The sequence below is a fragment of the Hymenobacter sp. B81 genome, from assembly GCF_044628455.1.
Lineage (GTDB): Bacteria > Bacteroidota > Bacteroidia > Cytophagales > Hymenobacteraceae > Solirubrum.
Window position 1 is genome coordinate 387662 of the sequence record NZ_JBIYZW010000003.1, and the last position, 12629, is coordinate 400290.

General features: G+C 66.2%; 10 protein-coding genes. 5 read left to right on the forward strand and 5 right to left on the reverse strand.

All coding sequences use genetic code 11. From position 1 onward, the window contains the following. The first annotated feature begins 317 nt into the window (after nucleotides 1-317). Nucleotides 318-1607 (forward strand): aminopeptidase P N-terminal domain-containing protein, encoded by a 1290-nt coding sequence (locus tag ACE191_RS18470; protein ID WP_400193717.1) that lies wholly within the window; start codon nucleotides 318-320, stop codon nucleotides 1605-1607. A gap of 242 nt (nucleotides 1608-1849) precedes the next feature. Here the strand turns inward: ACE191_RS18470 and ACE191_RS18475 are convergent, their stop codons facing one another. From ACE191_RS18475 to ACE191_RS18490, 4 genes are all read right to left on the reverse strand, one after another. Further along, nucleotides 1850-2410, reverse strand: coding sequence for a DUF4252 domain-containing protein (locus ACE191_RS18475; RefSeq protein WP_400193718.1), 561 nt, complete (start codon nucleotides 2408-2410; stop codon nucleotides 1850-1852). A 65-nt stretch (nucleotides 2411-2475) separates the two neighbouring features. Then, nucleotides 2476-3960 carry a hypothetical protein gene (locus ACE191_RS18480; protein WP_400193719.1) on the reverse strand — a complete coding sequence of 495 codons (1485 nt, stop codon included), beginning with the start codon at nucleotides 3958-3960 and terminating at the stop codon, nucleotides 2476-2478. Between the two features lie 69 nt (nucleotides 3961-4029). Further along, on the reverse strand, nucleotides 4030-4437 hold the full coding sequence (locus ACE191_RS18485; protein ID WP_400193720.1) for an EVE domain-containing protein: 408 nt from the start codon (nucleotides 4435-4437) through the stop codon (nucleotides 4030-4032). 234 nt (nucleotides 4438-4671) lie between these two features. Next, a complete protein-coding gene (locus ACE191_RS18490) occupies nucleotides 4672-5049 on the reverse strand; it encodes a hypothetical protein (RefSeq protein WP_400193721.1) in 378 nt (125 codons plus the stop codon). A 153-nt stretch (nucleotides 5050-5202) separates the two neighbouring features. On the opposite strand from ACE191_RS18490, the gene polX reads away from it, so the two are divergent. The 3 genes from polX (at nucleotide 5203) to ACE191_RS18505 (ending at nucleotide 8540) form a co-directional block, all read left to right on the forward strand. Continuing rightward, nucleotides 5203-6969 (forward strand): DNA polymerase/3'-5' exonuclease PolX, encoded by a 1767-nt coding sequence (polX, locus tag ACE191_RS18495; protein WP_400193722.1) that lies wholly within the window; start codon nucleotides 5203-5205, stop codon nucleotides 6967-6969. 107 nt (nucleotides 6970-7076) lie between these two features. Next, nucleotides 7077-8075: a glycosyltransferase family 9 protein gene (locus ACE191_RS18500; protein WP_400193723.1), complete on the forward strand. Its 999-nt coding sequence runs from the start codon at nucleotides 7077-7079 to the stop codon at nucleotides 8073-8075. Nucleotides 8076-8222: 147 nt separating this feature from the next. Beyond that, nucleotides 8223-8540: a phosphoribosylpyrophosphate synthetase gene (locus tag ACE191_RS18505; RefSeq protein WP_400193724.1), complete on the forward strand. Its 318-nt coding sequence runs from the start codon at nucleotides 8223-8225 to the stop codon at nucleotides 8538-8540. Between the two features lie 77 nt (nucleotides 8541-8617). Here the strand turns inward: ACE191_RS18505 and serS are convergent, their stop codons facing one another. Continuing rightward, nucleotides 8618-9895, reverse strand: coding sequence for a serine--tRNA ligase (serS, locus tag ACE191_RS18510; protein ID WP_400193725.1), 1278 nt, complete (start codon nucleotides 9893-9895; stop codon nucleotides 8618-8620). 430 nt (nucleotides 9896-10325) lie between these two features. Between serS and rho the strand changes: the two genes are divergently transcribed. Then, nucleotides 10326-12470: a transcription termination factor Rho gene (gene rho / locus ACE191_RS18515; RefSeq protein ID WP_400193726.1), complete on the forward strand. Its 2145-nt coding sequence runs from the start codon at nucleotides 10326-10328 to the stop codon at nucleotides 12468-12470. Nucleotides 12471-12629: the final 159 nt, after the last annotated feature.

A 12629-nucleotide genomic window follows, 5' to 3' on the forward strand; every position in this document is an offset into this window, starting at 1 on the left:
CGCGGCTCCCCCCCCGGAGAGGGGGCTGGGGGGTGAGGCAATCAAGGGCGGGGAGAATACTTTCTACCCCGGGGGAAATACTTCCTACCCCCGGGGGAATACTTCCCACCCATGCCGAAACCGTTTCTACCCACGCCGAAGCAAGTCCTCCCCACGCCAAAACGATTCCGACCTCTGCCGACAAGCTTCCTCCCCATGCCGAAACGATTTCTACCCACGCCGACAAGCTTCCGACCCTCGCCCAACAGCCGCCAACTCCTTCTAACTTGCAGCCCGCCGCCCCCGCGGCCGTCTTTCCCGCATTTTCGCCCCCTTCCATGCGCTACGGCTCCATCTCCCCCGACCTGTTCACCCAAAACCGCCGCAACTTCGAGCGGCAGCTGCTGCCCGGCTCCCTGGCCATCTTTCATTCCAATGATGTGATGCCCACCAACGCCGACGGCACCCTGGCGTTCCGGCAAAACAACGACCTGTTCTACCTCTCCGGCGTCGACCAGGAAGAAAGCATCCTGCTCATCTTCCCCGATGCCAAGCTGCCCCAGTACCGCGAAATCCTCTTCCTGAAGGAAACCAGCGAGCATATTCTCATCTGGGAAGGCTACAAGCTCACCAAGGAGCAGGCCCGCGAGCAGTCCGGCATCCGCACCATCCTCTGGCTCGACTCCTTCAAGCAGGTGCTGCACGCGCTCATGAACGAGGCCGAGCACGTCTACCTCAACACCAACGAGCACATCCGCGCCGTCGTCGAAGTCCAGACCCGCGACGCCCGCTTCATCAAGGAAATTCGCGAGCAGTACCCCCTGCACAGCTACAAGCGCGCCGCTCCCATCCTGCACCAGCTGCGCGCCATCAAGCACCCTGAGGAAATCCGCCTCATGCGCCGCGCCTGCGAAATCACCGGCAACGCCTTCCGCCGCCTGCTCGGGTTTGTCAAGCCCGGCGTCATGGAGTATGAAATCGAGGCCGAAATCGTGCACGAGTTCCTACGCAGCGGCTCGCGCGGCCCCGCCTACGGCTCCATCATCGCCTCCGGCGAAAACGCCTGCATTCTGCACTACGTCAGCAACGACCGGCCCTGCCAGGACGGCGACGTGCTGCTGCTCGACTTCGGCGCCGAGTACGCCAACTACGCCGCCGACCTCTCCCGCTCCATTCCCGTCAACGGCAAGTTCACCCCCCGCCAGCGCGAAGTCTACAACGCCGTGCTGCGCGTGATGCAGTACGCCAAGTCCCAGCTCGTGGCCGGCAACAACATCGAGGAGTACCACGCCGGCGTGGGCCGCTTCATGGAAGAGCAGCTCATCGGCCTCGGCCTGCTCAGCCAGGGCGACGTGAACAACCAGGACCCCGCCGCCCCGCTCTACAAGAAGTACTTCATGCACGGCACCAGCCACTACCTCGGCCTTGACGTGCACGACGTGGGCGCCAAGTACCGGGTCTTCGAGCCCGGCATGGTCTACACCGTCGAGCCCGGCATCTACATCCGCGAAGAAGGCCTGGGCATCCGCCTCGAAAACGACGTGGTCATCACCCGCTCCCAGTGCGAAGACCTCATGGCCGACATCCCCCTCGAAGCCGACGACATCGAGCGCCTGATGCAGCGCTAACTGTCATTGCGAGGACGGAGGGCGAAGCAATCTTTTCTCACGCGGCACAATCAAATGAGCCTGGGCAACCGAAAACTATTCCGGTTGGCCAGGCTCATTCGGCTTCTGCTACTAGAGGAAAGATTGCTTCGCTCTGCTCGCAATGACAGCGGGTTTTCGGCTCGTCAGGCACACTCGGCTTCTACTACGAGGGGAAGGATTGCTTCGTCCTTCGTCCTCGCAATGACAGCCGGTGGAGCCGTTTACTTCGTGATTTCGCCCGAAAGGCCGGGCAGGATTTTGGTGAGCTGGTCGAACTGGCTCTGGGTGAAGTCGCCGCTCACGGCCAGCATCACAAACGAGTCGGGCGCGTCGGTCTGGCGGCCGGTGGCCACCACCTCGCGAATCCGGTCGCCGCTACGGCGCACGGCGTAGCGGTAGGCCGCGTTGCCGCCGCTCAGCTCCTTGGTGGGCAGTGGCTCGTACCGCTCGTTGCGCAGCAGGCCGTCCACTTCATTCAGCAGGCCGCGCTCCGTTAGGTCGCGGGCTCCGGCCGAGGTAGGCGTGAAGGTGAGGGCCCGGATGCTGCGCACCTGGGTCAGCGCCTGCAAGGCGTCGGCATCGGAGAGCTTGCCCACGCGGGCCAGCAGAATGCGGGTCAGGAAGTTGGGCTCGAAAGTGGTGGCATTGAAGCCCGAGCGGTTTTCGTACTTGCCGAAAAACTCGGCCACCGTGCGGGCGGGTTTTTCGGGGCCGGCGGCGCGGCAGGCGCCCAGCCACAGCAGCACCAGCAGCGGCAGTAGGCGAAACAAACGGTTGTTCATGGCAGCGAAGGTAGGCGGGGAAAGGACGCGCCCGCCCTGCCTACGCGCCGGGGTGGGGGTGGGGTTTAGTCAAAGGCCACCGTATTCACGAAAAACACCAGCCGGTTGTCGCCGCGGTCGGGGCGTACGCGCTGGTAGCCGTAGGCCAGAAAGCGGCTGCCGTACCAGGGCAAAATGCCCTCCCGGCTGGTCGACACGATTTTCTCGCGCTGCCCTTCGTGGTTGGTTTGCACCGGCACCTGCAAGTCATTCGGCGCCGGCGCGGTCCGGTCGATGATCTTATAGCGAATCTGCTCGTCGTCGAGGTAGGCCATGGCCAGGCGCTGGCCGTCGGGCATGGGGCGCAGGCGCACGGTTTCAGCCAAGTCGTAGCGCTCGGCGTTCTTCAGCACGAAGGTGTTGTCCCACAGCAGGGTACCGTTGCTGTCGAACCCGCACACCACGGCCTGGGTCGAGCGGTAGCCGTCGAAGGTGCGCATGGAGTACAGCATGAAGCCGCCCATTGAGTCGTAGCGGTAGCGCGGGTAGTACACCTCGGCCACCAGCACGTAGCCGCCCTGAAAGGGAATCAGCCGGTGAGTAAGCAGGCGGTAGTGCAGGCGAAACGGCCGGCCCGCAGCCCGGCGCCGGGCGCTGCGGGCCCGCAGCCGCTCGGCCCGCTGCGGCCGCATAAAGTCGAGGAAGTGCTTGAGGGTGAGAAAATCGTAGAAGCGCAGCGGGGCGCGCAGCTCGCCGCGGGGCGTGAGGTCGGTGGCAAACAGGCCCTGGGAGTAGCGTGGGTCGCGCAGGGTGTAAGTGCCGGTGAGCAGGCGGGAGGTGGTGTCGCCGGGGCTCAGCTCGGCCGTTATCAGCCCCCGCTCACTTTCGGCCTGCACAAACTGCGAGCCGACCAGCTGCCCCTGGGCCGAGAGCTGCTTGATTTGCAGGCGCGACCGAAGGCCGTTGCTTTCGCTGAGCACGAAGGCCAGCCGCTTGTTCACGGAGTCGGCCAGGAAGGTGAGGCGGGCGGGCAGCGGCTCGTAGAGCGAGGCCAGCAGCCGGAACTGCTCCTGCTCCATGTCGAGGTGCAGCACGGTGAGGTGCCCGTTTACTTCGACGGTGGCAAAGAGCTTGCCGTCGAGGGCCTCCAGGTGGTAGATGTCGTCGACCGTCTTGGTGTCGAAGCTATACTGGCGCAGGGCGCCGGTTTGCAGGTCTACGCGCAGCAGCAGCAGCTTGGCGGCGGTGTAGTCGGCGCGAAACAGGGCGTAGGCGTAGGGCAGCTCGGCGCAGGTTTCGGCAAACTCGTAGTCGCGCGGCACGGGCAGCTTGATTTCCTGCCGGGTTTGCAGCTCGCGGTCGTAGTGCAGCAGCGAAAACTGCTGGCGGGCCAGGCTGGGCGGGTAGCGCTCCACCAGCAGGGCCAAGGTGGTGTCGGCCAGCGGCAGCACGTGCACCGCGCTTTCGTCGGGGTCGAGGGCCAGTTCGAGGCGGTGGGGCTGCGTGGGCTGGGCCCGCAGGGCGGCTCCCGGCGCCAGCAGGAGCATGATCCAAAGCAGCAGTGGTTTCATAGAAGGGACGGGCCAGGGCAAAAGCGGCAGCACTCCCCAAGATACGGCGAAGCCGGCAGATGGTAATGCCTAATGGGCAAGTTCGAGCAGCACGTCGAACTCGGCCGGCTGCAGCGCCATTACCGACAGGCGGGACTGGCGCAGCAGGCCAATCTGGTGCAGGCGCGCATCGGCCTTGATGGCGGCCAGCGGCACGGGGCGGGGCAGGCGCAGGGCCGGGCGCAGGTCCACGGCCACCCAGGGGCTGCCGGGCTCGGCGGTGCGGTCGGGGTAGGCGGCGCGCACCACCTCGGCCACGCCCACCACTTCCTTGTCCGATACGCTGTGGTACAGCAGCACCTGGTCGCCGGGCTGCATCTGGGCCAGGCAGTTGCGGGCCTGGTAGTTGCGCACGCCGGTCCAGTCGGTCTGGCCGTCGCGCTCCAGGTCGCTCCAGCTGTACGCTTCCGGTTCCGATTTTACAAGCCAGTAGTTCAAAGGGGGTAACAGGTAACAGGTGATGAGGAGACAGGTAACACGCGCAACGCGCCGGAACCCGGGAAAAGACGGGCGCAAAAGTACGGCGCCGCCGCAACCCGCGCCGCCCGCTAGCAACGCCGGCCATTAGTGCACGGCAGTTAGCCGGCCCGAGCCGCAACCCGGTTAAGCCGGGACAGTACCACTTGTCACTTGTCACTTGTCACTTGTCACTTGTCACTTGTCACCACTAGGCTACTTCACGTCCGGCACGGGCAGGCGGCGCACCTTCAGCAGCTCGGGCTCCAGCGACACAATTTCCAGCAGGTAATCGGGCTCGCGGCCATCGGCCAGGGAAATGCGCAGCATCCGGTCGCTCTGGCCGCGCCACTGGCCCTTGTGGCCCTCCAGCCCGTCGGTGGGGGCTATGTCGTACTGGGTGAACAGGCCATTGGCGTCGAAGGCAAAGCCCGTGCGGCCGCGCGAGGGCGGAAAGGCGTAGGTGTTGGGGCGGTACACGAGCACGTCGCCCTGGTCTTCTTCGTGGGCGTGCAGCCAGGTGCGGTAGAGGGGTTTCAATTCGGGGCGGGCCGAGCCCGTGTTGGTATAGCAGGTGCCGGCGAGCAGCAGCATGCTCAGCGCAAAAAGGAAGGCGGTGAGTCGCATAGCCGGTAACATACGCAAACCCGGCCTCTTTTGCCGAGCCCCGGGCCAACGCGGGGCGGGTGGCTGCCGTTTTGGGCCTAGCTTTGCCGCTCTTTCTGCCCGCCCTAGCTTCTTTCTGCCGTGGAAAACCGTGCCCTGATTCGTGCCTTTCGCCTGATGGCCCAGCTGCTGGAGCTGCACGACGAAAATCCCTTTAAGGTGCGCGCCTACGAGGGCGCCGCCGCGGCCCTCGAGCGGCTGGAAGTGCCGCTGGCCGGGCTGCCCGCCGCCGAGTTTACCACCACGGCCGGGCTGGGCAAAAGCGCCGCCGTGGCCGCCCAGGAGCTGTTGCGCACCGGCTCCTTTCCCGAGCTGACGCGGCTGCGCGAGCAAACCCCGGCCGGCGTGGTCGACATGCTCGGCATCAAGGGGCTGGGCCCGAAAAAGCTGCGGGTGCTGTGGCGCGAGTTGGGCGTGGAGAGCGTAGAGGCCCTGCGCGAAGCCGCCGAGCAAAACCGCGTCAGCCAGCTCAAGGGCTTCGGCCAGAAAACCCAGGAGGCCATTCTGCAGGCCCTCGAGTTCACGGCCCAAAGCCAGGGCAAGCTGCTGCTGCCCCAGGCCGAGCAGCTGGCCGCCCAGCTGGTAGAGCTGCTGCGCCGCGCCCTGGGCACCGAGCAGGTAGCCGCCGCCGGCGAAGTGCGCCGGGCCCTGCCCGTGGTGGAAACCGTGCGCGTGGTGGCGGCCACCACCCAGCCCTGGCAGGCCCACGAGGCGCTCAACGCCACCGAGGGGCTGGTGGCCGACGACGCCCACTCGGGGCCGTTTGCCTGGCGCGGCACCGCCGCCGCCTCGGGCGTGCGGGTAGAGGTGCAGCTGGCCAAGCCCGAGGATTTTACCGCCTGCCTGTTTCTGCAAACCGGCGCCGACGCTCACCTGGCCGCGCCGCTGGAAAAAGCCCCGGCCGGCACCCTGCGCGAGCTGGTGCGACGCACGCGCTTTTTCACCGAAGAAGCCATTTACGAGGCTGCCGGCCTGCAGTACGTGGTGCCCGAAATGCGCGAGGGCGCCGGCGAAGTGGCGCAGGCCCAGGCCCGCCAGCTGCCCGTGCTGCTCGAAGAAAAAGACCTGCGCGGCTCGCTGCACAACCACAGCACCTACTCCGACGGGGCCCACTCGCTGCGGCAGATGGCCGAGTTTCTGCGCGACCAAGGCTACCAGTACCTGGGCATCTGCGACCATTCGCGGGCCGCGCACTACGCCGGGGGCTTGAGCATCGAGCGGGTGCAGGAGCAGCACCGCGAAATCGACCAGCTCAACCAGCAGCTTGGGCCGTTCCGCATCTTCAAGGGCATCGAGTCCGACATTCTCTCCGACGGCTCGCTCGACTACCCCGACGAGGTGCTGGCCGGCTTCGACTTCGTGGTGGCCTCGGTGCACAGCGGGCTGAAGATGGACAAGGAGCGGGCCACCGAGCGGCTGCTGCGCGCCATTGCCAACCCCTTCTGCACCATGCTGGGCCACCCCACCGGCCGCCTGCTGCTGCGCCGTGAAGGCTACCCCATCGACTACGAAGCCGTCATCAACGCCTGCGCCGAGCACCGCGTGGTCATCGAAATCAACTCCAACCCCTGGCGCCTCGACTTGGACTGGCAGTGGGTGCGCTACGCCCTGGACCAGGGCGTGCGCCTGAGCATCAACCCCGACGCCCACCACACCGACGGCTACGCCGACATGCGCTTTGGCGTGCTGCAGGGCCGCAAGGGCGGCCTCACCGCCGCCATGACCCTGAACGCGCTGACCGGGGACGAGCTGGACGCATTTTTCCGCCAGCGCCGCGAGCAGGCCCTGAAATTCGCCGGACCGGCCCCCGCCAAAAAGCCCACCGATTTCGGCCCGCTGTTCGGGTAAGAAGCTGGCGCCCGGCCGGGGCGCTGCAACCAAACCGGCCGCCGCGGCCTTCTTGCCAACGGGCCGCCGGCTTTTCGTTCCCGCCGGCCCGTCCGACCTTTGCTGCCGTGAAAATCCTGATTCTGCGCTTTTCCTCCATCGGCGACATTGTGCTGACCACGCCCGTGGTGCGCTGCGTGAAGCAGCAGGTGCCGGGCGCGCGGGTGCACTTTGCCACCAAGCCCGCCTACCGCGGCCTGCTCGAAGCCAATCCCTACGTCGACCGGGTGCACTGCCTCACGGGTACGCTGGGCGAGCTGGTGCGCGAGCTGCAGGCCGAGGAGTTCGACTTCATCATCGACCTGCACCACAACCTGCGCACCGCGCTCATCAAACTGCGCCTGGGCCGCCCCGGCGCCAGCTTCGACAAGCTGAACTGGCAGAAGTGGCTGCTGGTAAACACGAAAGTGAACGTGCTGCCGCCCGTGCACATCGTGCAGCGCTACCTCGCCGCCGCCGCGCTGCTGGGCGTGCAGGACGACGGCCGCGGCCTCGACTACTTTATTCCGCCCGCCCAGGAAGTGGAGGTGGCGGCGGTATTGCCGGCGGCGTTTCGGGGGGGCTACGTGGCCTTTGCCATTGGGGCGCAGCACGCCACCAAGCGCCTGCCCGTGGAGCGCATCATCGAGCTGTGCAGGCAGCTACGCCAACCCGTGGTGCTGCTGGGCGGCCCCGAAGACGAAACCACTGGCCACGTGGTGGAGCTGGCTTTTCAGGGCCCGGCCGTCCAAGCAACCGTAGTGTACAACGCCTGCGGACGATTTTCGCTGCACCAATCGGCTTCGCTGGTGCGGCAGGCGCAGCTGGTGGTCAGCCACGATACCGGGCTGATGCACATTGCCGCGGCCTTCCGCAAGCCCATCGTGAGCGTGTGGGGCAACACCGTGCCGGCCTTCGGCATGTATCCCTTTCGCACCCCGTTCCGCGCTTTAGAGGTGCCGGGGCTGGCCTGCCGGCCCTGCTCCAAAATCGGCTACGCCAAGTGCCCCCAGGGCCATTTCCGCTGCATGCGCGACATCCGCTTCGACCTCGACGTGCCGCCGGCCGCTCCCGGGGGCCAAGGCTGAATTCAGCGGCGCTTTCGGCCTGACGCCGGGTGCCCGGGCGCAGCTGGGCCGGTTTTCTTGCAGCCATTGGGCTGAGGGCGGGTCTTTTCAGAGGCAATAAAACCTTGGAAAATGCCTATCTTCCGCTGAGGCCAAACCCATCTGCTCATGGAAACGCAAGCCAAACACTACGATACCCTGCTACAGGCCGTGCGCGACCTGAACCGCCGCGGGTACACCGCCGACTTCAACGTGGTCGACGACCGCCTCTACTGCCCGGGACTCGACCTGAGTCTGCACCCCCAGGAGTTTCACGTGCGCGAGTTCCACCGCTTCGAGGGCACTTCCGACCCCGGCGACGAGTCGGTGGTGTACGCCATTGAGTCCGACGATGGTATCTGCGGGGTGCTGGTCAGCGCCTTTGGTCCCTACTCCGAACCCTGGGCCGACGAGCTGATGCACAAGCTGCAGATGCCCCACGAATAAGCCCGCAACCAGTCCCTGATAAAAAAAGCCCTTTGCCGCGTGGCGAAGGGCTTTTTTTGTGGAAAGCAGCGGAACAATTACCCGAGCTGCTCGAAGCCGCAGTAGCGGTGCAGCACCTGGGGCAGGCGGATGCTGCCGTCGGGCTGCTGGTTGTTTTCCAGCAACGCCGCCACGATGCGCGGCAGCGCCAGGGCCGAGCCGTTGAGGGTGTGCAGCAGCTGCATTTTGCCACCCTGGTCCTTGTAGCGCAGCTTCAGGCGGTTGGCTTGGTAGGTTTCGAAGTTCGAGCACGACGACACTTCCAGCCAGCGGCCCTGCGCCGCGCTCCACACTTCCAGGTCGTAGGTGAGGGCCGAGGTAAAGCCCATGTCGCCGCCGCACAGGCGCAGCACGCGGTAGGGCAGCTCCAGCTTCTGCAGCAGCTGCTCGATGTGGCCCAGCATGCGCTCCAGCGTGGCGTAGCTGCGCTCGGGCAGGTCAATTTCCACGATTTCCACCTTGTCGAACTGGTGCAGTCGGTTGAGGCCGCGCACGTGGGCGCCCCAGGAGCCGGCCTCGCGGCGGAAGCAGGGCGTGTAGCCGGTGTTGCGAATGGGCAGGCGCTCGGGATTGATGACCTCGTCGCGGTACAGGTTGGTGATGGGTACCTCCGCCGTGGGAATCAGGTACAGGTCGTCGGCGGTAGCGTGGTACATCTGGCCTTCCTTGTCGGGCAGCTGACCGGTGCCGTAGCCCGAGGCCTCGTTGATGAGAATGGGCGGCTGAATCTCGGTGTAGCCGGCGGCCAGCGCCTCGTCGAGGAAAAAGTTGATGAGGGCGCGCTGCAGGCGGGCGCCCGGGCCTTTGTAGACCGGAAAACCGGCGCCGGTAATCTTGTTGCCCAGCTCAAAGTCGATGATGTCGAGCTGCTTGATCAAGTCCCAGTGGGGCAGGGCGCCGGCGCCCAGCTCGGGGCGGCGGCCCACTTCGCGCACCACCTCGTTCTCCTCCGGCGTGCGGCCTACAGGTACGCTCTCGTGGGGCAGGTTGGGCAGGCGGTAGAGCGCATCCTGCAGGGTTTTTTCCACCTGCGCCAGCTCTTCCGAGGCCGTTTTGGTGTGGGCCTTGAGCGTGGCGGTGCGCGCCTTCAGTTCCTCGGCTCCGGCTTTGTCGCCGCTTTTCATCAGTCCCCCGATCTGCTGGGCCAGCTTGTTGGCCTCGGCCTGGGCCTGGTCGTGCTGGGTTTGCAGCTGGCGGCGACGCTGATCCAGCTCCAGAATGGCTTGCACCTCGGCTTCGGCGTTGGCGTAGTGCTTTTTGGCCAGACCGGCCAGCACGCGGTCGGTTTGCTCTTTCAGAACGGATACTTGCAGCATAGGAGGGCGGGGTTGCGCGGTAGAAGTGGGCAAAAGTAACCCGTAGAATCAACAGCGTACAAGCCGCCCCGCCGATTGGGTGCCCCAACCGCAACCGGCGGCTACCGCGGAAAAATCAAACTTCCCGGCGCCAATCACAAAAACGGTGTATCTTGTTGGGCGATTTAGGCGTAATGTGTAACATTGCGCTAGCAAGCCGGCAGCTGATGCCGGGCCTCGCCTTCGATAGCAGCCCCGGCCAAACGCGATGCTGCCCTTGTGCTGAAGCGGCCCGATTAATTCCAGCGCCGGAGTCTCTACCTGATTTGTCACCTTGCCCGGCGCCTTGGCGCCGCCCCCCGGTTGGGCTCTTTCCGTTGATTCCGGTGGCCGTTGCGCCGCCGCGGTCCTTGGGGACTGCCTACCCATATTCCCCTCCCCGTACCCCAGTATGTACACTATTGATGAGCTGAAGGACCGTTTGCTGTCCGAACTGAAAGAAGTTGCCGAATCGTTGAACGTGGGCAACTTCCGCCGCCTCAGCAAGCAAGACCTCATCTACAAGATTCTCGACCAGCAGGCCATTACGCCGCCCGAGCAGCTGCCCGGCAAGCGCCGCGCCGCTGATGAGGCCGCCCCGGCCGCCGAAGCTGCCGCGCCCGCGCCCGCCCGCCCCGAGCGCCGGGCCGCCCGCCCGGCACCGGTCCGCGCCGCTGCTGCCCCCGCCGCACCCGCAGCCGCTGCGGCCGTCGATTCCCCCGCCCCGGCCGCCGAAGCCGCCCCGGCAGCGCCGGTCAACGGTCGCGCCCCCCGCGCCGGGCAGCGCCCCGAGCGTCGCCGCTCCGCCCCAGTGGCTGAAGCGGCTCCGGTCGAGGCCGCTGCGGCTGAAGTCGTAGCTCCCGAGGCCACCGGCGTGACCATTGCCGTGCCCGAGGTGCCTACTCCTGCCCAGCCGGTGGAGGCCCCGCCCATGCAGCTCGTCGACAGCACCGGCCCGGCCGTGGCGGCTGAAGCGCCCCGCGAAAACCGCCCCGTGCAGCGCTTCGTAGTGCCCCAGCCCGGCCGCACCATGCGCGAGCCCCGCGAAGGCCGCCGCGACGATTTCCGCCGCAACCCCCAGGCTCCGGCCGAGCAGCCCGGGGAACTACGCGACAACCGCGAGCAGCCCGCCGCACCCGGCACCGAGCAACCCGCATCGCGCCCCATGGAGCAGCCCCGCCCCGGCGGACCGAGCCAGCTGCCGCCCCGGGAAGGTGGCCGCGACCCGCGCGAAATGCGCCGCGACGACCGTGACCCGCGCCGCGAGGAACGCCTCGGCCGCGACCCGCGCCAGCCCCAGCAGCCCCGCATGGATCGACCCGACCGGCCCGAACGCCCGGAGCAGCGCCCCGATCAGCCCCGACAGGAGCGCGGCGACCGGAGCGAGCAGCCCCAGCGCAACGACCAGGCCCGGCAGCAGGCGCCGCGCGTCGAGTCGCTCGACATTACCATTCCGAGCGAGGGCGCCCTGGAAATGATGCCCGACGGCGGCTACGGCTTCCTTCGCTCGCCCTACTACAACTACCTGGCCTCGCCCGACGACATTTACGTGTCGCCCCAGCAGGTAAAGCAGTACTCGCTCAAGGCCGGCGACACCGTAAAATGCACCGTGCGCCCGCCCAAGGAAGGTGAGAAGTACTACGCCCTGGTGTCGGTGGAAAGCATCAACGGCCGCACCGTGGACGACGTGCGCGACCGGATTTCCTTCTCGCACCTGACGCCGCTCTTCGCCAATGAGCGCCTGAAGCTGACTACCACGCCCTCGCAGCTGAGCACCCGCATTCTCGATTTGTTTGCCCCCATCGGCAAGGGGCAGCGCGGCCTGATTGTGGCCCAGCCCAAAACGGGTAAGACGGTGCTGCTGCAGGAAATTGCCAACTCCATTGCCGAAAACCACCCCGAGGTGTACCTGATGATTCTGCTCATCGACGAACGCCCCGAGGAGGTAACCGAGATGCAGCGCACGGTGAAGGCCGAAGTGCTTAGCTCGACCTTCGACGAAACGGCCGACCGCCACGTCAAAATCGCCTCGATGGCGCTGGACAAGGCCAAGCGCCTGGTGGAGTGTGGCCACGACGTGGTGATTCTGCTCGACTCCATCACCCGCCTGGCCCGCGCCTACAACACGGTGCAGCCCTCCAGCAGCCGCATCCTGTCGGGCGGTATCGACGCCGGCGCGCTGCAGAAACCCAAGCGATTCTTCGGCGCGGCCCGCAACGTGGAGAATGGCGGCTCGCTCACCATCATTGCCACCGCCCTGATCGACACCGGCTCGAAGATGGACGAGGTTATCTTCGAGGAATTCAAGGGTACCGGCAACATGGAACTGCAGCTGGACCGCAAGCTGGCCAACAAGCGCATTTTCCCGGCCATCGACGTGCCCGCCTCGGGTACCCGCCGCGAAGACCTGCTGATGGGCAAGGAAGAGCTGAGCCGTACCTGGGTGCTGCGCAAGTTTATGTCCGACATGTCGGCCACCGAAGCCATGGAATTCCTCAAGGACCGCATGCGCGGTACCAAGGACAACCTGGAGTTCCTGGTGTCGATGAACGGCTAACCCACGCCGCCCGCAACGCATAAAAGCCCTTTCGATTTAGTAGTCGGAAGGGCTTTTTCGTAGTGAGTGGTTTTCTGTGATGAAACGTTTGCGGCGCGACGCTGTCCCGGCTCGCTTGCCCTGCGCCCGACCACGTGGCAAACCACGGCTCGGCGGGCT

Bases quoted from the DNA above. Each gene is read 5' to 3' on its own strand.
- ACE191_RS18470 (WP_400193717.1), top strand. From the start codon at position 318: ATGCGCTACGGCTCCATCTCCCCCGACCTGTTCACCCAAAACCGCCGC.
- ACE191_RS18475 (WP_400193718.1), bottom strand. From the start codon at position 2,410: ATGAACAACCGTTTGTTTCGCCTACTGCCGCTGCTGGTGCTGCTGTGG.
- ACE191_RS18480 (WP_400193719.1), bottom strand. From the start codon at position 3,960: ATGAAACCACTGCTGCTTTGGATCATGCTCCTGCTGGCGCCGGGAGCC.
- ACE191_RS18490 (WP_400193721.1), bottom strand. From the start codon at position 5,049: ATGCTGCTGCTCGCCGGCACCTGCTATACCAACACGGGCTCGGCCCGC.
- ACE191_RS18505 (WP_400193724.1), top strand. From the start codon at position 8,223: ATGGAAACGCAAGCCAAACACTACGATACCCTGCTACAGGCCGTGCGC.
- serS (WP_400193725.1), bottom strand. From the start codon at position 9,895: ATGCTGCAAGTATCCGTTCTGAAAGAGCAAACCGACCGCGTGCTGGCC.
- rho (WP_400193726.1), top strand. From the start codon at position 10,326: ATGTACACTATTGATGAGCTGAAGGACCGTTTGCTGTCCGAACTGAAA.